At 59.8% G+C, this 20,170-nt stretch carries 15 protein-coding genes; 5 read left to right on the top strand and 10 right to left on the bottom strand.

Annotated elements, in window-relative coordinates; all coding sequences use genetic code 11:
• Positions 1-162: 162 nt before the first annotated feature.
• Positions 163-1,662, bottom strand: a complete 1,500-nt coding sequence (locus QZH36_RS15695) for a M16 family metallopeptidase (RefSeq protein ID WP_253456463.1) — start codon at positions 1,660-1,662, stop codon at positions 163-165.
• Positions 1,663-1,889: 227 nt separating this feature from the next.
• A complete protein-coding gene (locus tag QZH36_RS15690; RefSeq protein ID WP_253456466.1) occupies positions 1,890-3,176 on the bottom strand; it encodes a dicarboxylate/amino acid:cation symporter in 1,287 nt (428 codons plus the stop codon).
• Positions 3,177-3,545: 369 nt separating this feature from the next.
• On the opposite strand from QZH36_RS15690, the gene QZH36_RS15685 reads away from it, so the two are divergent.
• Together QZH36_RS15685 and QZH36_RS15680 are read left to right on the top strand one after the other, a co-directional pair.
• Positions 3,546-3,893 (top strand): type II toxin-antitoxin system RelE/ParE family toxin, encoded by a 348-nt coding sequence (locus tag QZH36_RS15685; protein ID WP_301251494.1) that lies wholly within the window; start codon positions 3,546-3,548, stop codon positions 3,891-3,893.
• The gene (locus tag QZH36_RS15680; protein ID WP_445235132.1) at positions 3,886-4,200 is read left to right on the top strand and encodes an addiction module antidote protein; all 315 of its coding nucleotides are present in this window, start codon (positions 3,886-3,888) and stop codon (positions 4,198-4,200) included. Before QZH36_RS15685 ends, QZH36_RS15680 begins: the two co-directional genes overlap by 8 nt.
• A gap of 155 nt (positions 4,201-4,355) precedes the next feature.
• Here the strand turns inward: QZH36_RS15680 and QZH36_RS15675 are convergent, their stop codons facing one another.
• The 8 genes from QZH36_RS15675 to bcsR all read right to left on the bottom strand — a co-directional run bounded on the left by QZH36_RS15675 (position 4,356) and on the right by bcsR (position 16,627).
• Complete coding sequence (locus QZH36_RS15675) at positions 4,356-4,784, bottom strand: type II toxin-antitoxin system VapC family toxin (RefSeq protein WP_301730610.1); 429 nt, start codon at positions 4,782-4,784, stop codon at positions 4,356-4,358.
• Positions 4,781-5,035: a type II toxin-antitoxin system prevent-host-death family antitoxin gene (locus QZH36_RS15670; RefSeq protein ID WP_253456475.1), complete on the bottom strand. Its 255-nt coding sequence runs from the start codon at positions 5,033-5,035 to the stop codon at positions 4,781-4,783. Before QZH36_RS15670 ends, QZH36_RS15675 begins: the two co-directional genes overlap by 4 nt.
• A 141-nt stretch (positions 5,036-5,176) precedes the next feature.
• Positions 5,177-7,162, bottom strand: coding sequence for a biofilm formation regulator HmsP (gene hmsP, locus QZH36_RS15665; RefSeq protein ID WP_253456478.1), 1,986 nt, complete (start codon positions 7,160-7,162; stop codon positions 5,177-5,179).
• Positions 7,163-7,315: 153 nt separating this feature from the next.
• Positions 7,316-10,780 carry a cellulose synthase complex outer membrane protein BcsC gene (gene bcsC, locus QZH36_RS15660; protein WP_301730609.1) on the bottom strand — a complete coding sequence of 1,155 codons (3,465 nt, stop codon included), beginning with the start codon at positions 10,778-10,780 and terminating at the stop codon, positions 7,316-7,318.
• Positions 10,780-13,092 carry a cellulose biosynthesis cyclic di-GMP-binding regulatory protein BcsB gene (gene bcsB, locus QZH36_RS15655; RefSeq protein WP_301730608.1) on the bottom strand — a complete coding sequence of 771 codons (2,313 nt, stop codon included), beginning with the start codon at positions 13,090-13,092 and terminating at the stop codon, positions 10,780-10,782. The genes bcsC and bcsB overlap by 1 nt, the downstream gene beginning before the upstream one ends.
• Positions 13,093-13,113: 21 nt before the next feature.
• Complete coding sequence (bcsA, locus tag QZH36_RS15650) at positions 13,114-15,708, bottom strand: UDP-forming cellulose synthase catalytic subunit (RefSeq protein ID WP_301730607.1); 2,595 nt, start codon at positions 15,706-15,708, stop codon at positions 13,114-13,116.
• The gene (bcsQ, locus tag QZH36_RS15645; protein ID WP_301730606.1) at positions 15,705-16,433 is read right to left on the bottom strand and encodes a cellulose biosynthesis protein BcsQ; all 729 of its coding nucleotides are present in this window, start codon (positions 16,431-16,433) and stop codon (positions 15,705-15,707) included. The genes bcsA and bcsQ overlap by 4 nt, the downstream gene beginning before the upstream one ends.
• Positions 16,433-16,627 (bottom strand): cellulose biosynthesis protein BcsR, encoded by a 195-nt coding sequence (bcsR, locus tag QZH36_RS15640; protein ID WP_301251500.1) that lies wholly within the window; start codon positions 16,625-16,627, stop codon positions 16,433-16,435. The genes bcsQ and bcsR overlap by 1 nt, the downstream gene beginning before the upstream one ends.
• Positions 16,628-16,803: 176 nt before the next feature.
• On the opposite strand from bcsR, the gene bcsE reads away from it, so the two are divergent.
• Genes bcsE through bcsG form a run of 3 tightly spaced genes read left to right on the top strand, consistent with a single transcriptional unit; the run spans position 16,804 to position 20,167 of the window.
• On the top strand, positions 16,804-18,336 hold the full coding sequence (gene bcsE / locus QZH36_RS15635; RefSeq protein WP_301730605.1) for a cellulose biosynthesis protein BcsE: 1,533 nt from the start codon (positions 16,804-16,806) through the stop codon (positions 18,334-18,336).
• Entirely contained in the window at positions 18,333-18,518 is a 186-nt protein-coding gene (gene bcsF / locus QZH36_RS15630) for a cellulose biosynthesis protein BcsF (RefSeq protein WP_253456500.1), read from the top strand. Before bcsE ends, bcsF begins: the two co-directional genes overlap by 4 nt.
• Positions 18,515-20,167, top strand: coding sequence for a cellulose biosynthesis protein BcsG (gene bcsG, locus QZH36_RS15625; RefSeq protein WP_301251502.1), 1,653 nt, complete (start codon positions 18,515-18,517; stop codon positions 20,165-20,167). Before bcsF ends, bcsG begins: the two co-directional genes overlap by 4 nt.
• The last annotated feature ends 3 nt before the right edge of the window (positions 20,168-20,170 follow it).

Genomic DNA, 20,170 nt, shown 5'->3' with positions numbered 1-20,170 from the left:
TTATGCAGCCTGACTGAAAGCGCCTGCGACGAGTGCTAATCTGGCCGCAGCCTGGATGAAAGCGCCTGCGACGAGTTCTAATCTGGCCGCAGCCTGACTGAAATCGCCTGCGGCCGATTGAGCTGAGCCGCAGGACGAAAAAAGAACGGCGCCCCGGGTCGATTAATTCTGCGTGGCGGGGATATCCGACACTTCAGGCCGGGTCTCGTCCACCGCTGACGGAGCGGCTTCAGCGGCAGGCGCAGGCTGCATAATTTTCTGCCAGCCGTCGTAAAGCGCCTGCACGTTGGTTTCCGCCTCGCCCTGCGGCTGCATCAGCAGCATGGTCAGCGGCTGCGAAAGCTGTTGGCGCAGCTCCTGGTTCATCATCTGCAGCGTCAGCTCTGACAGGAACTTCTGCCGCAGCTTCTGGTACTGCTCAGGGGCGATATCCACCACCGCATTCTGCTGCGAGCGCAGGCGCTGGCTCATCAGCACGTCCGTATTGGTGCGCGCGTAGGTCGCAAACAGCTTGTTCAGCTCGACGGTTTTCTGCGCCATCAGCGCGTCGAACTCTTCCTGCGGCAGACCGTTATCGCGAATATTCGCCATCTCATGCGCGATCAGGTTCAGATTAGGGGCCAGCGTGTTGTTGTCCGCGTCCAGATTAATCCCGCACTGAGCGCGCTGATAAAGTACCCGACAGTCAAAGCCGACCTGCACTTTCTGCGCTTTATTGTCGCTCAGTACGCGCTGTACGTGCCAGAAAAGCGCCTCGCGCGCCAGATCGCTCTGCCAGTAGCGCTGCAGATTTTGCGAATCGCGGATCGGCTGCCATGGGTTATCCCACACCAGCGACAGGCGATCCTGGTTCAGTTTAGCGTTGACCAGATTGACAGGCTCCTGCGGCAGGGAAGAGAGCGTCGGCACCGGCGCGGGCGTCTCACGTTTGCCCTGTAGCGGCGCAAAAGTGCGGTTAATCTGTTCCACCAGGCCACGGCTTTCCACGTTGCCGACCACGAACAGCGTCATGGCGTCCGGCGTATACCATTGTTTGTAGAAAGCGTTCAGCTTTGCCATATCCACCGGCGTGCTGACCGGCGAAGCGGGATCGTGGCCTAACAGCGCGGAGCCTTTCAGCCGGTAGCGCCACCAGGGATCCTGCGGGTCGGCAGGCCAGGTAGCGATAGGATCGTCGGCGTTCAGCGCGGTATTAACGGTCTGCTCGTTGACCGTCATATCGCTGACCGTAGCCGCCAGCCAGTTCATCGCTTCTTTCAGCACTTCAGGGCGGTTGTTAGGCAGGCTAAGCGAATAAAGCGTGAAGTCATACGAGGTCACTGCAGGCGGCTGAGGGCGATCCGGATTCATGCTTTGCTGCCACAGCGAGCGCTGCTGCGCGGTGTCCAGCCTGGCGTTATGCACCAGCGCCAGGCGCGGCAGCAGATGACTGTAGCCTGCCTGCTGGGTGCTTTCCACCAGCGACCCGGCATCAACCATCAGGCGGACTTCCACGCGGTCGCTGGGACGCTGCGGCGTGGTCAGCACCTGCCAACGAAAACCGTTCTCCAGTTTTCCCTGCTGCCAGGCGGGATCGGGTTGAAGAGTTTCAGCCTGCACCGAACTGCTGGCGAAGGCCAGCGCTATCCCACCCACTAAAAGACGAATTGTGGTGCCCTGCATGTGAACCCCTACTCAATCACAAACCAATAAAATCGCTGGTGGCCTACGGCTATCGGTGGAAAGGATAACTCAGGGAAGCCGACGAATAGCTTCTTAGACCACGCGACGGCGGGGATGTCCCACCGCAAAGTGAAAAATAGTCAAACAATGGGGGTTATTATGCAAATGCCCGACGTGAGGGCAAGTCACGTCGGGCATTTCGGCGGGATATTTATGTTATTAACTGCTTACAGGCGGGTTTCCGACAGTTTTTTCGACTTTTTCGGTGCGTTAAGCGTCGCTTTCAGCTGTTTTTCATCCAGCTGGTCAACCCACTTCGCGACCACCACCGTTGCCACGCCGTTGCCGATAAGGTTGGTCAGCGCGCGCGCTTCAGACATAAAGCGGTCGATGCCCAGAATCAGCGCCAGGCCCGCGACCGGCAGATGACCGACGGCGGAAAGCGTGGCGGCCAGCACGATAAAGCCGCTGCCCGTCACGCCAGCCGCGCCTTTTGAAGAGAGCAGCAGCACCACCAGCAGCGTGATTTGGTGGACAATATCCATATGCGCGTTGGTCGCCTGAGCGATAAACACGGCGGCCATCGTCAGGTAAATTGAGGTGCCGTCCAGGTTAAAGGAGTAGCCCGTTGGGATCACCAGGCCCACCACCGATTTTTTGCAGCCCAGCTTTTCCATCTTATCCAGCATCCGCGGCAGCGCAGATTCGGAAGAGGAGGTACCCAGCACGATCAGCAGTTCTTCTTTGATATAGGCGATAAACTTAAAGATGTTGAAGCCGGTCACCCGTGCGATCAGGCCCAGCACGATCACCACAAACAGCACGCAGGTAATATAGAAACAGATAATCAGCTGGCCGAGCTGCACCAGCGATCCCACGCCATATTTACCGATAGTAAAGGCCATTGCCCCGAAGGCACCGATCGGCGCAAGGCGCATAATCATATTGATAATGCCAAAAATAACCTTCGAGAAGCTGTCGATAAAGTTAAAGACCAGCGTGCCTTTGTCGCCCATGCGGTGCAGCGCAAAACCAAACAGAATGGCGAACAGCAGCACCTGCAGAATATTGCCGCTGGCGAAAGCGCCGATAACGCTGCCGGGGATAATATCCAGTAAAAAGGCCACGATGCCCTGCTGTTCCGCCTGCTGCGCATAAACGGCGACGGCTTTGGCATCCAGCGTGGCGGGATCGACGTTCATCCCTGCGCCCGGTTGCAGCACGTTCACCACGATCAGGCCGATAATCAGCGCGATGGTGCTGACCACTTCAAAATAAAGCAGCGCGACCGCACCCGTACGGCCGACGGCTTTCATGCTTTCCATCCCGGCGATCCCTGTCACCACGGTACAGAAAATCACCGGCGCGATAATCATCTTGATCAGCTTAACGAAAGCGTCGCCCAGCGGCTTCATCTGCGCGCCCAGCTCCGGATAAAAATGCCCCAGCAGTACGCCGACGGCGATGGCGGTTAGCACTTGAAAATAAAGGCTTTTAAACAGGGAAGTTTTCATAAAATATCCGTTAACGGCCTGGATGGCGGGTGACGTGGCTATGGTTATTTTGACAACAGGCCAAAAATAACACTGCGTTAACTGGATTGATATAATCTGATAAACATTGCGCGAACGGAGGCGTGATTTTAAGAGCTGAATCACTTCAGCTGCGGTGAAATGGGGTTTCAGCCAGGCGGTTTTCTCAAAAAAACACTGTGCATGTAATAATAATGTATCCATTCAGTCGTTCCTTAACGCTGCTGCAACGAAGATAGTGAACCCTACGGATACGCCATTCAGGGCAAGAAATTTTATTAAACACCTTGCTCACCTGTCTTATATAAAAGACAATTAACACACAAGGGAAAGCGTGGAGGATGCCGGGAGATGGCATACAAGATTAGTCGTTATCAGGACAGGAAAGGCAATGTTCCTTTTGCAACATGGATGACGACGCTACGTAAAAAACAGCGGGAAGCGGCCGCCAGGATCGATAATCAGATCGATCGCGCCGCTGCCGGGAATTTTGGTGACCATAAATTCGTGCGCGATGGGGTTTGGGAAATGCGCATTAACCACGGGCCGGGTTATCGTGTTTATTACGCTATAGAAGGAAAAACCGTCATTCTTCTTTTTTACGGTGGCGATAAAAACAGCCAACCTGCTGATATCGCTAAAGCCATTTCTTATTTACACGATTACAATGCGAGGAAAGATTGTGACAACCATTCATAAAACAGCTAAAAACTTTCCGCCTACGGTCGATCATGATGCCGCAACGATTGCAGAGCTGAAAGCCGATCCGACTTACGCCGAAACCTACCTGCAAATTGCGCTGGGAAATATTTATGAGGATGGCGGTATCGCTGCCTTTTTAACGGCGTTACGCCGCGTGGTAGAAGCTCGCGGAGGGATTAGCGAGATCGCGAAAAGATCAGGGCTTTCTCGCCAGCAGCTTTACAAAACGCTGTCGGCAACCGGAAACCCGACCCTGACCACGCTGACAGCAATCACCCGCGCTGCGGGCGTCAGGCTCAGCTAGTCCCGCAACAGATTGAGCAACCTGCGGCCCTTAAAAATAGAGGCGCTCGAACTCCGCGATCGGTAACGATTTAAACTGACTCAGCCTATGCCGAGATCATTCAGCAGTGAATACCGGCATAAAAGTACGTGAGGGCTTTGTTAAAACCTGAGTGACTATTTTTGCCAGCACCAGGGGTTAAGCAGCATCACGCCCAGCCCGGCAAAGTCTTTAACGTTACGGGTGACGAGCGTCATATTGTGGCAGTAAGCGATAGCGGCAATCATGGCATCATTGGCAGGACGTCGGTCGGGTATATGTAGCCCCGCGCAATAAACGGCGGCTGCCGTGTCAAAAGGCAAAATACGATCTTTAAATTCCGGCATCACCAGGCGTGTAAACCAGCCGCGCAATATCTTTTCCTGGCGAGGATCTTTACGGGCAAGATTAAGAATGCCCTTTTCAATTTCCATCACGGTAATAGCCGAGATAAACATATCTCCTGCATCGACAGTGTCAGTCCAACACGCCACCGCAGGATCTATTTTTGGCGTCCGTGCCTTACGAAGCTCAGAAACCACATTGGTATCAAGCAAATATCTCATGAGAAATCCACGTCCCTGAATACGATATTTTCACGTTCTGGCTCGAAGTCCATCTCCGCCGCCTCAGGCATGGCAAGCGCATCCTGAATATTACGGCTTGAGCCGGTCAATCTTTTATAGTCTTCAAAAGTCAGCAGTACGTGGGCAGGCTTACCGCGATCCGTAATGTAAACCGGCCCGGCTTCTGCGGCCCGTCTGGCGGCCGAAACGGCCTGATTGAACGCCCGGCTGGACATTGTGGTGACAGACATATTGCCTCCCATCGGCGGATGATGTAGAAACGTAACTACATTTTACGCCTGGCGTGCAATATTTCAACCATCGACTTTTGCTTCCGCCAGGCCGGGATCAAAGGCGTGCCGGTTGTTTCTTTCAGTCACAAAAGCCCGCCCTTAAAAATAGAGGCGCTCGAACTCCGCGATGGGTAACGCGCCAGCGTAGAGATAGCCCTGCCCGATATGAATGCCGCGCGCCAGCAGCCAGTCGCGCTGCTCAACGGTTTCCACGCCTTCGGCAATCACTTCCAGCTGCATGATCTCTGCGATAGCCGCCACGATACGCACCATGGCGTTCTCTTCCGGCAGCGGGCTGACGAAGCTGCGATCCATCTTCAGCTTGCTGACCGGCAGCGACTTAAACTGGCTCAGCCAGTTTAAATTGGCGTAGCCCATGCCAAAATCGTCCAGCGCGACAGCGACGCCCGCCTGCTGCAAATCGTTCAGCAGCCGCAGCGCCAACGCTGGTTCACCGACCTGTGCCGTTTCGGTAAGCTCCAGCATCAGGCTGCCTGGCGCAATCTGATACTGTTGGATCAGCGTTTGCAGATGCGCCACCCTGTCCGGTTCGCGCAGCTGCACGGCGGAAATATTCACGCTGAGCGGCAGCGTGATACCGCGTTTTTGCCAGCCAGCCAGCACGCGACAAGCCTCTTCAAATACCCAGCGGCCCAGCGCGTGGATCACGCCGGATTCTTCCGCGCTGACGATCAGGTCTTCCGGCAGGCTCCAGCTGCCGTCCGGCTGACGCATACGCAGCAGCACCTCTGCGCCGACCGGCTGGCCGCTGCGCATATCAATCTGCGGCTGCAGGAACAGCGCGAACTGCCCGTCGCTCAGCCCCTGCAAAATATCGTGCTCCTGCGTCAGCCGCTTATGCGCCCGTTCGGTCATGGTGGCATCGAAAAAGAGGATCTGATTTTTCCCTTCAAGGCGAGCCGACATCATGGCCGACGCCGCCCGGCTCAGCAGCTCCGTCGCGCTCAGATGAGCGTCTTCCCGCGTCGCCATACCGATGCTGAGGCTGGGCCGGATCTGCATCTCATGCAGCATAACAGGCTGGGTCAGGCGCAGCAGCAGCAGCCGGGCCATGCGCATGGCGCGGACAGGCGTAGCGCGTTTCATCAGCAGCACAAAATCGCTGTCCGACAGCTGGCCGGTCAGCGTCTGCCCGTCGATGCAGTTGCGAATTTTATCCAGCAGCGTCAGCGTCAGCGCGTCGCGCTGCTCGTCCGCCACCACGCCGTTCGCTTCCTGTAGCGTCTCGATGCGCAGCACCATCAGCGTGAAGCCGTCTTTATCCGCTATTGCGTTGATGTGCTGCTCAAGCAGCGCCAGGAACAGCGTCTGATTGGGCAGATTGGTCAGCGCAACGCGCGTAGTCAAACGACGCATCTCATCGTGCACCGTCTCGATAACTTGCTGATTGTGGTTATAACTGCGGATCAGCATGCCCAGCTCGTCGTCGCGATGGCGGGCGGGCAGCGCCAGCTGATGGCCGATCGCCTCCTGCGGCGGCAGATCGTGCAGCTCGGCGGCGATCCTGCGCAGCGGCCTGACGATCAGTTTATTAATGCACCAGCTGATAGCGACCGACAGGATCAGCGCCAGCAGCAGGTAGGTCGTCACCATGGTGGAGAGCGCGCTGAGGATAAACTGATAAACGCGCCAGGAGTCCGCCTGCAACACCAGCAGCGCCAGCGGCTTGGGGTTGGAAGGCCCCACCGAATAGAGCGGCACCGTGATTTGCACCGGCAGTTCAAAAATAGTGGCGATAAGCTTCGGCACCGGCTTCGTCGGTTCAAAATCGGTGTGCAGCGTCTGTAGCCCGTTGGGCAACACGACTTCGGCGCGCGCCAGAATACCGGCGGGCTTAAGGGAATTAAGAATACGTTCAGCCTGGCCGATATCCGCCTTCAGCACCGACTGCGACAGCGGCTGGCGCACGGTATGCGCGACGTTTTCCATCTGCTGGGCATAGTCAATCCTGCGCTGCTGCACAAAATGGAAAAGTTGAATGACGATAAAAATCAGGATGGTGACCACCGCGACGCCGGATACCGTCGCCATCTGTTTTATCGTTAACGAACGACTAACGCGCAAGCCTGTTCTCCGCAAAGCTGACTGCCGCCAAAGCGGGCGGCAAAAACAGCCCTGAGTATATCCTATGACAGGCGCTTGTTAAGTTATCCCTTGCAGCCAGGGGTCGATTAGGTGTTTTCCGACAGGAAATCGGCGCTCGGACAACACAGATCGCTATTTAAAGTCCGCATAAGGCGTCAGCGGCTGCGACGGCATATCGAGATCGCCTTCCCAACCCGCCATGGAATAGCGCAGATAAATCATGCCGTGGCTGGGCGTATAGTCCTCCGCCTGCTGAATATCCATTCCCAGGCCCAGCGTCCAGTGCGCGCTTAACCGACGCTCTACCGCCGCCTGCAGCGTATAGCCAAAGCCGCTGCTACTGCTGCTGGTGCCCTGCGGATTATCGCTGGTCAGCGCGCCGAAACTTAACGGATAGCGCGACTGCGCGTGGGTGCGGGAGTGGGACCAGGAAACCGAACCGCCCACGTCGAACGACCAGTTTTCCGTGCGCTGACGGTAATTGAGCGGCACCGACAGCGAGTTATAGGTTTGCGGGCTGTAGTAGCCGCCCTGGCCGAGCGAATAGTCGCTTAAGTCGCGGGTGTAGTGCCATAACATGCCGTTCAGGCCAATAGTTGCCCGTCGGTTGTCTTCGTTGAGCAGCTTATAGTAGTAGCCGACCATCAGTCGTTCACGGGCGTTGTCCTTGACGTTTTCACCGGTGATCTGATGGGCGCTGATATCGGCCCAGACGCCGTGCGCGCCGCCTTTGTCGTAGCTCAGGCCCACCGCGCCGCCGGTGGCGACCACGCCGCCCCAGGTTTTGCCGCTGGCGGTATTGGGATCGCGCGCGCCCGCGTAGGCCAGCAGCGAGCTGGAAATGGGACGGCGGGAGGCGGTGAGCGACACGCCAAGATCGCTCAGGCTGGTGTTCCAGGTGAAGCCGCCAACCCAGTTGGTTACCTCAAAGCCCAGCGGCGTGGTGCCGATATCCGCCGACCATTTGTCGCTGTTGTAGCCGACGCCAACGCTGGTGCCGTTCTGATGCTGGCGGAAATCCCGGTTGCAGGTTGCGTCAGCATTGGCGCAGGTGCCGAAATTTTCATCAATATTGCCGAGGCTGTTGGGCGAGAAGGTGCCCGCTGAAATATCCACGTTATCCAGCCGCAGCCAGCCTTTGCCCTGGCCGAACGGCGTTTCCGCCTGCGCCATAGTAGTGTGCGCGGTGAAATCGGAAACACCGCCGGTGCCTTTATTTCTGGCGTAATCCTCCGCCAGCGTCAGCGTGGTGTCCTGCTGGCGCGCCAGATCGGCCGCTTCGCTGCGGATGCCGCGCTTCAGCCAGTCATCCTGCTCGTTATTGCGCGTCAGCCGCGTATAGTCTTCGGTGCTTTGCGGCGCCGTCGTAGCGATGCCGCTGGCGACCATCGCCTGACGATAATCATACTGCGCGGCGGCAGGATCGTTCTGCGCCGCTTCCAGCCTTGCCGCATCGCGAAACACCAGCGCGCTGCTTTGCGAAGGCATCTCCTGCGCCGCCTTTGGCTTGAGCAGGCCATACAGCGTGGCGGCGCGGGCGGTATCGCCGACGCTTTGCGCCGCGTTCGCCACCCGCCGTCCGGTATTGACGCTGGCTTCCGCTACGGCCGACGGTAAAGCCTGCAACTGCTGTTTGGCGGCGGGCAGATCCCCTAACGCCACCAGCGCTTCGATTTCGCCCAGCCGCGCGTCGTTATTCTGCGGCTCTTTCTCGCCAACGTCGCGATAGCGCGTCAGCGCCTGCTGCGCATCGCCGCGCGCCAGCGCCCAGTCCGCCTCGGTCAGCGCAATGCGGCTGGAAGGCGGCAGCTGGCCCAGCAGGGCAACGGCCTGGCTTTCCTGGCCGTTGGCGCGCAGCTCTTCGGCGCGGGCAATAACCCTGTCCGTTTCCAGCCGATCGTTCAGCGCCTTAATGTTCGCGTCCCATTTTGCGGCGGGCAAAGCCTGAAGCTGCCGCATCGCCTCCTCTGCGCGATCGCTGCCGGAAAGATAGAGCGCGTAAGCATAGGCCTGCGTCGGCACGCCGGGCTGGCGCTGCGCCATTGCCGCCATCTGCCGATCCGCCGCCTGAGGCTGGCCCGCCTGACGCAGCGCGCCCGCCAGCCGATAGTTCAGCCAGATATCATCCGGTGCGCCCTGCTGCGCCTGGCGATACTGTTCCGCCGCCTCTGCCCAGCGCCCGGCCGCCGCCTGTTTATCGCCTTCCGCACTCAGCGTGCTGCTGCGCAGGCTGGCGAGCGTCGCGCCAAGCGAGCGCTTCTGCGCCGCAGGCAGGCCGTTGATAAAGGCCAGCGCCTTTTCCGGCGACTGCTGTTGATAGAGCGTGACCAGCCGCTGCGTCGCCGTGGCGTTGTCCGGATCAAGCTGGCGCGCGCGGCGGAAAAGCGCCTCGGCGGCGTCGGCATTTTTCTGCGCCACCGCCACATCGCCCAGGCCAATCAGCGCGTAGCCGTCGGTGTTGTCCAGAGCTTGCGCCTGCTGATAGCTCCGCGTCGCGCCGCGAACGTCGCCTGCCGCCAGCGCTTTGTCGCCTGCGGCAATCGCCAGCCAGTAGCGGTTGGATTGCAGCAGGCTTTGCCACTTACCGATGTCCGTGCCCTGCGCATCTGCCGCCACGGCGCGCTGAAAATAGCCGTCCGCTTCTTCACGTTTGTTAGCGCGCGACAGCGCCTGACCCATCGCGCCCAGCAGATCGGGATCGTTGGGGCTGGCCTGTAGCGCCGCCCGCAGCGCCGGGATCGCCGCCGTGCTCTCGCCTTTATCGATCAGGGCCAGTCCGCGCAGCCGCTGTTGATAGGCGGGATCCGCCAGCATTTGCTCCTGCCGCGCCAGCTCAAGCTGGCCGTCCGCCTGCGGTTTATCGCTGTTGAAGGTGCGCAGATAGGTTTGCAGCTGCGCCACGGTCTGCGAGGTAACCGGCTGCGACCTGATATCGTTCAGCCACAGCTCGGCGGCCTGCGTCCTTCCCGCCGGTTCGTTGGCGACCTCCTGTAGCTGCTTAATCGCGGCCGCGCGGTTGTCGCCAAGCTGCATCTGCGCAATCGCCATTTTGACATTGACGTTGCCCGGCGCGTCCCGATCCAGCGCCTCCAGCTGCGTTAAGGCCAGCGGCTGCTGCTCGGGCAGGCGAGCCACCAGCCGCCAGTATTCCAGCGCGAGATCGCTGGAAGGAAACACGCCGTGGAACAGCTTGTCCCAGGCCGCTCGCGCCTCGGGAAGATGGCCGGAAGCCGCCAGCAGTCTGGCCTGCTGCAGCTGCTGCCGTCCTTCTTCGGCAACCAGCAACAGGCTCGCTTCGGCCTGGCGAGTGGCTACCGCGTCGGGGGCGATTGTTTTCAGTCGCGTCAGCCTTTCCCGCGCCCGATCCTGCTGGCCCGAGCGCAAATCCTGACGGATCTGCGCCGCCAGCACCTGCGGATTGTCCGGCGCAATCTTTTCCAGCCGATAAAGCGACTGGCTGACCAGATCGAACTTGTTGGTCGCTTCGCCGACGCGCACCTGCTGTAGCAGCCAGTCAACGGGCGAAACTTGCGCCGTCTCGGCCGCCATGCCGCTCAGCGGCAGCAGCAGCGCGGGTGCCAGCCAGTGCGGGTTCATTACAGATCGTCCTCATCGCCTAAGCGACGGCGGCTGATGCTGCGCATTAAACGCCACAGCAGCAGCGCGAACAGGATCACCACCACGGCGGCAAACGCGGCCAGCATAATCGGGTGCGTGGCCAGCGCGTTCCAGACGCGCTCCCACCACGGCAGATGGCCGACATACCAGATGTCGCCCACGCGCAGGCTGTTCACGCCGGATTCCCGGATCACCGAAGCCGAACCGAAAATCGCCGCGCGTTTATCGCTGTCGATCAGCGCGCCGTTCAGCAGCTGCCAGGCGCGAGGACTGTCCGCCAGCAGCGCCACCACGCTTCGCTGGTCGTGGAAAGGCGATTTAAAGCTGACGATCGCCGCCATCGGCCCGCTGGAGCTGATGGTGGTCTGGCTTTCCGCGTACATGTCGTCAGTCGACAGAGGCCGCGTGGAAAAGTCGTTCTGGCGATTAGGCTTGTTGACCCAGCTTTTCGCCACATCCACCAGCAGGTTGATTTTGCTGTCATCCTTCAACGTCTGCGGGATTTCGCCAATCATCAGCAGATCGTCATCCTGCTCTTGCGCCTTGCTCCAGTCGTCGGTCATTTTCACTTTCAGCGCCGGATAGCCGGTCTGCGCAGAAATATTGCCCAGCGCGTTCAGCAGCGCGCTGACCTTGTCCGCCTCTGGCCGCGCGTTAACCAGCACCAGCGTTTGCGCCAGGTCGGCATTGCGGCTGAAAGGGAAACCCGCGTTGGCGAAGGCACGCAGCGACGGCATCTGTATATAGTGGCGGTAGCCGGAGAAATCGATAGTGGAGTTATCATCAATCACCACGTGATTGGACACCGGGGTAACGGTGGCGCAGCGGCTCTCTTTCGTGGCGCTGTTATAGGTGCCGCCGTAAAAGAGGCTGGCGTAATCGAAGTCGAAGCGCAGCTGGTTTACCACGCCCAGGCGCAGCGCCGGAATGGTCAACTGGGTGCTGCTGTCGGTCAGACCCTGCACCAGCGGGATGCGCAGCAGCTGTCTGCCGTTGTCGTGCTTGCCCGACAGCGGATAATCCTGCACGAACTGGTTGTTAAGGTTAACCGCCAGCCGGGAGCCGTCTTCCTGCATCGGCGTGGTGTAGCGATAGGTGATATTCATATCGATGCCGCGCGCGCGCACCAGGAAGAGATCCGGCGGCAGTTTCAGCGTCAGCGCAATGGGGTTCGGCTGTAGGCCGTCGCTTTGTAGCTGGTTGGCATACTGTTGCAGCTCGCCAAAGGTGGTCGGCCTGTCGGTGCGCACCCAGTTCGGCGCGTCATACGGCTTGCGGGGCATCAGCTCTTTCACCTCGTCCACCGTTGCGCTTTGCCCGCGCAGCAGCACCTCGCCCTGCGCAATCCCCTGCACCGCCTTCAGCAGATCGTTATCGTCGCGTCCCATCACCAGCAGCATTTTCTCCCAGGGGTTTTGCGGCTGATTGACGATGGCGATGGTCGGCTTATCCACCGGCGGCAGCGTTTTTAAAAAGTCCGGCCGCTGGTCGTTGGTGGCAAACACCACCGCGTGCTGCTGCTCCGGCAGCTGGTTATAGAGCACCGGAAACGACTGCCCGCGCCAGTCCGCTTTGGTGCCGAACCAGGAAGCCAGCACGGCGGCGGCTTTTTGCTGCCCCAGGCCCGGCGCGCCGGCAAAGACCATTGGCAGGATCAGCGGACGGTTATCGCGCGAATCAAAAAACGGCTCCGGGAAATGCGAAAGATCGTCCTGCAGCGGCAGCTTTTGCAGTGTCAGCGCCAGCGAGCTTTCCTTGCCGATATCCAGCCAGACGGCGCTGTTAGCGGGGTTTTCGCACATATTGGCGTAGTGGCCGACCAGCTCCAGCCGGACGCGGTTAAAGTCGCTGATAAAACGCGGATCCAGCGGCAGCTGGATCTGGCTGGTTTTGCCTGCCTGATCCTGCGCGATCGGCACCAGTCCGACCATTTCATCGTTCAGATAGACCTTAAGATGCGAAACCACAGGCAGCAGCGCAGGCGAAGGGCGATAGCTGAGCGTCAGCAGCGCTTTGGTCACCAGCTCGTCGCTGCGCACGCCGAATTCAATCTGCCCCTGGGTTCGGGTGCCGGTCAGCGTGAAAACGCCCGGCGGCGGCGCGATCTGGGCAAAAGTGCGCGTCACGTCGCGTACCGGCGCGGCGGGATCGACAGCGACCGGCGCGGCAGGATCGGCCGCGGCAGGCGCGTCCGTAGCGGTCATCGGCAGCGGCGCAGAGTCGGGCGCCGCCCAGGTCAGCGGCATAACGCCCATCAGAACAGCAGTGAACCAGCGTAGTTTTCTCGTCATCGTTTCATCATCAACTTTGCGTCAGTGGATCGTGGGATCGGGTCGCCCTGGGCCCCTCGGGAAAAAGGAAGCCAGCCAGCTGGTCAGACGCGTCAGCCCGGCAAACAGCCCGCGCAGCGGCTGCGGGCCGTACTCCGCCAGGCGCAGATAGCCTTTAAAGCCCAGCACCATAATGTCAGCGAAGCTCTGCATCGGTTTGTCTTCAGGAAAACTGTCCTGCCACAGCGCCCAGGTATCGGCGCGGGCGAAGGTGCACTGGATAAATTCCACGTGCTGTCCGGTAGTCAGCTCATGCAGGCGGATCCCGGCACGGCGGCCAAAGGTACGCTGCACCACACAGGGAAAACTGAATTCCTGCTGGCCTCGCCGCAGCAGCAGCCAGACCTTTTCATGTTCCTTCAGCTGGTTTTCCTCGCGCAGCTCCAGGCCGACGCCGCCGTCGGAGTAGTCGCGCAGCGTGCACGGCAGCATATGGCCATCTTCACGAGCCAGCGCCGCCGGCATGGCGATCTCTACCCTGTGCGCTTCACGCAGCTGGCGCGCCTCGACGGAAACCGCCACCGCGCCGCCCAGGATAATCATGTTGTAAATCACCCAGACCACGCTGACGAGCACCGTCAGGATTTCCGTGGGCGGGCCATAGTTCAGCCGCCAGCCGGCAGCTATCAGACCGGCGACGTTAATCAGCACCAGCAGCATATAGGGTCGGGTGATCACCCAGTCGAGATGCTGCTCTTCCACCAGGCCGCCCTTGGCCGTCACGTTGAATTTGCCCTTATGCGGATTGAACAGCGCCACCGTGGTCGGCCGCGCGATATACCAGGCCAGCACCGTTTCGTAGACCTCGCTCCAGAACGAGTGTCGCCAGCGGCCCTGAATACGCGAGTTGGTCAGGCTGGTGTGCAGCATATGCGGCAGCACGAAAATGGCGATAGCCAGCGCGGGGGCAAAAATGATGTAGGCGTGAAAAAGCAGAAAAGCCAGCGGCGCGAGCAGGAAGATCAGCCGGGGAATGCCGGAAAGGAAGTGCAGCATGGCGTTGGCGTAGCAGAGCCGCTGCACCAGCTTCAGCCCTTTGCCCGTCAGCGGATTATCCAGCCGGAAAATCTGCACCATGCCGCGCGCCCAGCGGATGCGCTGCCCGATATGGGCAGACAGGCTTTCTGTCGCCAGCCCGGCCGCCTGCGGAATACGAATATAGGCGGAGGTGTAGCCTTTGCGGTGCAGGCGCAGCGAGGTATGCGCATCCTCGGTCACGGTATCCACCGCGATGCCGCCGATTTCATCCAGCGCGGTACGTCGGATCACCGCGCAGGAACCGCAGAAAAACGCGGCGTCCCACACGTCGTTGCCGTCCTGCACCAGCCCGTAGAACAGCGTGCCTTCGTTCGGCGTCCGGCGGAAGCGGCCCAGATTGCGTTCAAAAGGATCGGGCGAGAAAAAGTGGTGCGGTGTTTGCAGCATCGCCAGTTTGGGGTCTTTCACAAACCAGCCCAGCGTCATTTGCAGGAACGAGCGCGTTGGCACGTGGTCGCAATCAAAAATCGACACGAACTCGCTGCGGCAATGGGTACGCAGTGCGTGGTTGATATTGCCCGCTTTGGCATGTTCATGCGTTGGACGCGCCACGTAGTGCACGCCGATTTTCTCCGCAAAGGCGCGGAACTCCTCGCGATTGCCGTCATCCAGCACGTAAATATTGAGCTTGTCTTTAGGCCAGTCGATACCCAGCGCGGCGTACAGCGTGGGCTTCACCACGCTCAGCGGCTCGTTATAGGTCGGCACCAGCAGATCCACCGTCGGCCAGCTGCTGATATCTTCCGGCATGGACACCGGCGGACGATTAAGCGGCCACAGGGTCTGAAAATAGCCGAGGATCAGCACCACCCAGGCATAGGTTTCCGCCGCGATCAGCAGCACGCCGAAAGTCAGGCTCAGCGGATCGTCCCAGTTCAGCGTCGAGGTGTAGCGCCACCACAGATAGCGGCAGGAAATCGTCAGCGACAGCACGATCAGCATCATGGTCGACAGGCGGCCAGGGATGCGCCGTACCACCATCGCCACGCCCCACAGCAACGCGACAAAGATAAACTGCGTAAAGAGATCGAACGGCTGCGAGATGCAAAGCAGCGCCAGCGCCGTAGCGATCGCAATCGCCACGCCGAACAGCGCTTTACGCAGCGTTGGCGGCACGCGACGCAGCTGGCGTTCAACCCGCTTTTCCATGTCGCGCGCGGCCGCTTTTTCCGGCAGCTTGTCCAGCCAGTTATAGAAGCGCTGGCGCGGCGTTCTCAGGGTATAGCGGCCTGCACGCTCGCTGAGCGAGACGCCGTTAAAAGGAACCACCAGCAGCAGCCACAGCGTTTGCAGCAGATAGCGTAAAATATCCGCAGGATGCGGCCTTTCCGGCGAAATATGCGGATAAAGGCGGCGACGCTGCGCCTGAACCCGCTGCCAGGCTGGCGTTTCAAAGCGGAGGAAGGCCCAGCCGAGCGTGACCCAGAAGCACTGGAGCGCGGCGGTTGCCGCCGACGCGCCGTGTTGGCGATAGCCCGCATAGCGTTCGTGCAGCGCCGCCGTTGCGGCGGGCATCAACAGCCAGTGCAGCGGCCTCATGCGCGCGCCTGCAGATTAATCAGCGCCCAGCTGGCGAAGGTCATCATGCCTTCCGCTGCAAGGCTGTGCGGCCGGTATTCGCCCAGCGGCTGCTTGCTCATCAGCGCTTCCGCCACCGCTTCATCACGATGCAGGGTTAAAGGAATAAAGTTGTTCAGGCTGTTGACCCAAAGCTGATGCAGATCCTGCTGCGCCTTGCTGACCGGAGAAAACTGATTGAGCAGAAACAGCGTGTTGGTGGGGAAAGTTTGCTGAAACAAACGAATATGACAGTTAGCGTCCGGCGTCACCACGCTAAGGATATGGTCGGCCAGCGCCACCATGGCTCGCGTCCAGGGCGTATCGCCAGAGGGCACGTCAAGCAGGATCCAGGGGTAGAGCTTTCTTAACGCGTCGATTTGCGCCAGCCAGGGGTGGGCGTATTTTTCCGGATGGCGAATAAAATCCATGCGTTCATCGTCGTTAAGCCGCCCCGCAGGCACAAAATCCAGCCCCGGCGCGTAGCGCAGCGCGCTCTGCTGCCACGGCTGCCCGTCAATAGCCGCCCGCAGCCAGCCGCGCGACTGCCCCACCGGCATATTAAAGTGCATCCGCAGCAGATTATCGGCCGACAAATCGACGGTAATGACCTGTTCGCCCAGCTGATTGAGCGCCCAGGCAAAAGCAGCGGTCAACGATGTCGCCCCGGCGCCGCCTCTGACGCTCTGCAGCGCAATCACCGCCATTACTGCTCTCCGGACGGCGTAGGATCGGCCAGCTCGGCCAGCAGCGGCCAGCGGTCCAGGATCCCGGCCAGCCTTTCCTGGCGATCGATATCGATATAGCGCCAGTTCTGTAGCGAAAAAGCGCGTTCCAGTTGCGCAATATCGTCCTGGGTTCCACGCGCCAGCGGCCGCGTTTTGTCAGACTGTTGACTCATAGAGATAGCCCCAGAAGGCAGCAAAAAATTCCCCCCGAGCAAGAAAATTCTTAGGTCGGGTGCAGGTCGGTTTGCTATAAGTTGTAATGTATATTAGCCAGAATACAATGATGCTACTTCATTTTTTAACTGGACTACACTCTAGCCGTAGAACAAGCCGGGTTGCGAAATATCTTATGACACCTCCATTTACGTTAGGATTTGAACAGGTCAGAGATGAGTTGATGCTGATGCAGCCGTCGGGATGTTACTGGCTGACGGCCAACCGTCAGGAAGACGCCCGTTGTCTGGCCCGTCAGTGTATCGCCGCGCAGCATACCGTTACGCTGATAGCGTCAGGCCTGGCGCCGGATACGCTGCTTTCGCCCGCGCCCGTCGGCGGGCCTGCGGCCATCCCGCTTTTCTCTCTGCCGGAGACCCGTCGGGCGCTGCACGCTTTTACCGACGATCTGGCTCGCGTGTTGTCAGAAAAACCTCGTCTGGTCCTGTTTTTTGCCCCCGCTTCCCTGTGGGAAAAGTTAAGTCAGGACGAGCTGCGGCTGTGGACAAAAAAGATACAACACTTTCTTAATGCTAAACCCATCACGCTGCTAATCATTAGCTTTGGTTCAGTAATCAACGCGCTGCGCACCCGGCTGCAAAGTCTTTATCGTCATGTCGATGGCCTGGCGCAGCTGGACTGGCAGCAGGACTGCTGGGATTACCGCATCAACTGGTGGGCTAACAGCGGCGGAATGCTGGCCGATCGCGCATTACGTCTGGATCTGAATCTGGACCAGTTCAGGCTGTTGGAGGCAGAGCAAAGCACGCCGCTGACGCTGAACGACGAAGCGCTCTATCTGGCGGAGAAAACAGTACTGGAAGGCGCGCCGCCGCTGTCGAGCCAGTGGACGCTGTTTGACAGCAATGCGGAACTGCACAACCGCGCGCAGCAGGCCAGCGCGGCAACGGTGATTTTCAGCCTACAGCACAACGACCAGATCCCGGCGCTGGCGGAACAGATCCATAGCCTGCGCCGCACGCGCGGCAGCGGGTTGAAAATCGTGGTGCGGGAAATGCGGGCGTCGCTGCGCTACAGCGACGAGCGGCTGCTGCTGGCCTGCGGCGTCAACAGCATCGTGCCTATCAACGCCACCATGTCGCGCTTTCTGACCATGCTGGAAGGCATTCAGGGACAATCCTATAACCGCCACGTGCCGGGCGATCTCAGCGCGCTGATGAAGTCGATGCAGCCTTTGCAGGCGCGCGGCTATCTGCCGCTGGCGGACTTTTGCCAGTCGGTGACGCTGCTGGTGAACAATACGCTGCTGCCGGAAAACGGCAAAGGGCTGCTGGTGGCGCTGCGTCCCGTGCCGGAGCTGAAGCCGGAGCAGGCGCTGACGCTGTGCAAGCCGCGTCGCTACGGCGATCTGGTTACCCTGCTGGATGACCGGCTCTATCTGTTTCTCTCTTCCTGCCGCTTCAGCGATTTGAATACCGCGCTGAAATTTATTTTTCATCTGCCGCACGACGAGATTTTTACCAACCGGCTGGTCTGGCATGAAGACTTGCAGATCCTGTCGGAAGTCCGCCAGCTGACCAGCAAGGTGCCGACCGCCTGGCGGGATGCGCCCGCGCCTGTCGCCGCGCCGTCGGCGTCGGCCGCAACCGCTCCGCAGGCACGCCGTCAGCCGCACAATATCACCCTTGGCCAGGACACCACGACATGACATTAATGGATGGAGTGCAAATCCTGATCCTGGCGGTGCTGCTGCTGCTGTTACTGAAACCCTTTTACGCCCGCTGGCTGCCCAGGCAGTGGCGGGGACTGGTGCTGCGGGTCACGCCGCCTCGCGCGCTGAAGTACGAAGGCCTCTGGCGGCGTAACTCTTCAAAATCGGATAAGACATGAGTCAACCAAAGACCCGAAAGCCGACGCTCCTGCTGCACTGGCGCGGTCTCGGCGGCTGGAATTTCTATTTCCTGATCAAATTCGCGCTGCTGTGGTTTGGTTATCTGAATTTCCACGCCCTGACCAACCTGGTATTTCTGGCATGGCTGCTGCTGCCGCTGCCCAACGAGCGGCTGCACCGCTGGCGCAACTGGATCTCCGTTCCCATCGGCCTGGGCCTGTTCTGGCACGATACCTGGCTGCCCGGCCCGCAAAGTATTCTCAGCGAAGGCAGCCAGCTGGCCGGTTTCTCCGGCGCCTATCTGCTGGATCTGGTTAACCGTTTCGTTAACTGGCAGATGATTGGCGCCGGGTTCGTGATGCTGGTGATCTATCTGTTTGTCTCCCAGTGGGTGCGCGTGTCGGTGCTGGTGTCGCTGATGCTGCTGTGGATCAACGTGGTCAATATGGCCGGGCCTTCCTTCGCGCTGTTGCCGACCAAAGAGGCGACGCCGCCGGTGGCGCTGAATACCGCGGCGCAGCCGAACAAAGCCGCGGCCAACGCCAACGCGATGGATCAGTCGGCGCCGCCGACCAGCGCCAACCTGACCGCCTATCTGAATAAGTTTTACGCCAGCGAAAAACAGCGCGTAACGACTTTTCCCGACACGTTGCCTGCCGATTCAGCGCCGTTCGATATTCTAATCGTCAACATCTGCTCGCTCTCGTGGTCCGATGCGGAAGTGGCCCAGCTACGCGATCATCCGCTGTGGAAGCATTTCGATATCGTGCTGAACAACTATAACTCCGCCACCGGCTACAGCGGCCCGGCGGGGATCCGTCTGCTGCGCGCCAGCTGCGGCCAAACCTCGCACAGCGATCTTTATAAGCCGACCGATCGCCGCTGCTATCTGTTCGATAACCTGGCAAAGCTGGGCTTTAAAGAGCAGCTGATGATGGATCATACCGGCGTGTTCGGTAACTATTTGCAGGAGCTGCGCGACGATGGCGACCTACAGGCGCCGCTGATGTCGCAGGCCGGTATCAGCGCGTCCTGGACCTCGTTCGACAGCACGCCGGTCTTTAACGACGGCGAACTGATGCAGCGCTGGCTGGATGAACGGCAGAAGAGCGCGGACGCCCGCACCGCCACCTTCTATAACCTGATCCCACTGCACGACGGCACCCGCGAGCTGGGCAGCACCAAAACCGCCGCCTGGCAGCCGCGCGCTAAGCTGCTGTTCGATCAGCTTGATACCTTCCTGACCAATCTGGATAAATCGGGTCGTCGGGTAATGGTGATGATCGTGCCGGAGCACGGCGCGGCGCTACAGGGCGATAAAATGCAGATGTCCGGCCTGCGCGATATCCCCAGCCCGAACATCACGCACGTGCCCGTCGGCATTAAGTTTGCCGGGATGAAAGCGCCGCACCAGGCGCAGCCGATGACCGTGGAGGCGCCGACCAGCCTGCTGGCGCTCTCCGATCTGGTTTCCCGCGTGGTGGACGGCCAGGTGTTCAACGCCGCCAACGTCAATATGTCGGTGCTGACCGAAAACCTGCCGCAAACGCAGGTGGTGTCGGAAAACGACAACGCGGTGGTGATGATGTATCAGGGCAAGCCGTGGATCCGGCTGAACGGCGGCGACTGGGTGGCCTATCCGCAATAGCGG

The organism is Erwinia wuhanensis (assembly GCF_030484085.1).
GTDB lineage: Bacteria > Pseudomonadota > Gammaproteobacteria > Enterobacterales > Enterobacteriaceae > Erwinia > Erwinia aeris.
The sequence above is the reverse complement of the archived record's forward strand: the minus strand, read 5'-3'. Positions and strand labels throughout refer to the sequence as shown.

Coding starts and splice junctions, on each gene's coding strand:
- QZH36_RS15695 (WP_253456463.1), bottom strand. CDS start 1,662: ATGCAGGGCACCACAATTCGTCTTTTAGTGGGTGGGATAGCGCTGGCC.
- QZH36_RS15690 (WP_253456466.1), bottom strand. CDS start 3,176: ATGAAAACTTCCCTGTTTAAAAGCCTTTATTTTCAAGTGCTAACCGCC.
- QZH36_RS15685 (WP_301251494.1), top strand. CDS start 3,546: ATGGCATACAAGATTAGTCGTTATCAGGACAGGAAAGGCAATGTTCCT.
- QZH36_RS15675 (WP_301730610.1), bottom strand. CDS start 4,784: ATGAGATATTTGCTTGATACCAATGTGGTTTCTGAGCTTCGTAAGGCA.
- QZH36_RS15670 (WP_253456475.1), bottom strand. CDS start 5,035: ATGTCTGTCACCACAATGTCCAGCCGGGCGTTCAATCAGGCCGTTTCG.
- bcsC (WP_301730609.1), bottom strand. CDS start 10,780: ATGAACCCGCACTGGCTGGCACCCGCGCTGCTGCTGCCGCTGAGCGGC.
- bcsB (WP_301730608.1), bottom strand. CDS start 13,092: ATGACGAGAAAACTACGCTGGTTCACTGCTGTTCTGATGGGCGTTATG.
- bcsA (WP_301730607.1), bottom strand. CDS start 15,708: ATGAGGCCGCTGCACTGGCTGTTGATGCCCGCCGCAACGGCGGCGCTG.
- bcsQ (WP_301730606.1), bottom strand. CDS start 16,433: ATGGCGGTGATTGCGCTGCAGAGCGTCAGAGGCGGCGCCGGGGCGACA.
- bcsR (WP_301251500.1), bottom strand. CDS start 16,627: ATGAGTCAACAGTCTGACAAAACGCGGCCGCTGGCGCGTGGAACCCAG.
- bcsE (WP_301730605.1), top strand. CDS start 16,804: ATGACACCTCCATTTACGTTAGGATTTGAACAGGTCAGAGATGAGTTG.
- bcsF (WP_253456500.1), top strand. CDS start 18,333: ATGACATTAATGGATGGAGTGCAAATCCTGATCCTGGCGGTGCTGCTG.
- bcsG (WP_301251502.1), top strand. CDS start 18,515: ATGAGTCAACCAAAGACCCGAAAGCCGACGCTCCTGCTGCACTGGCGC.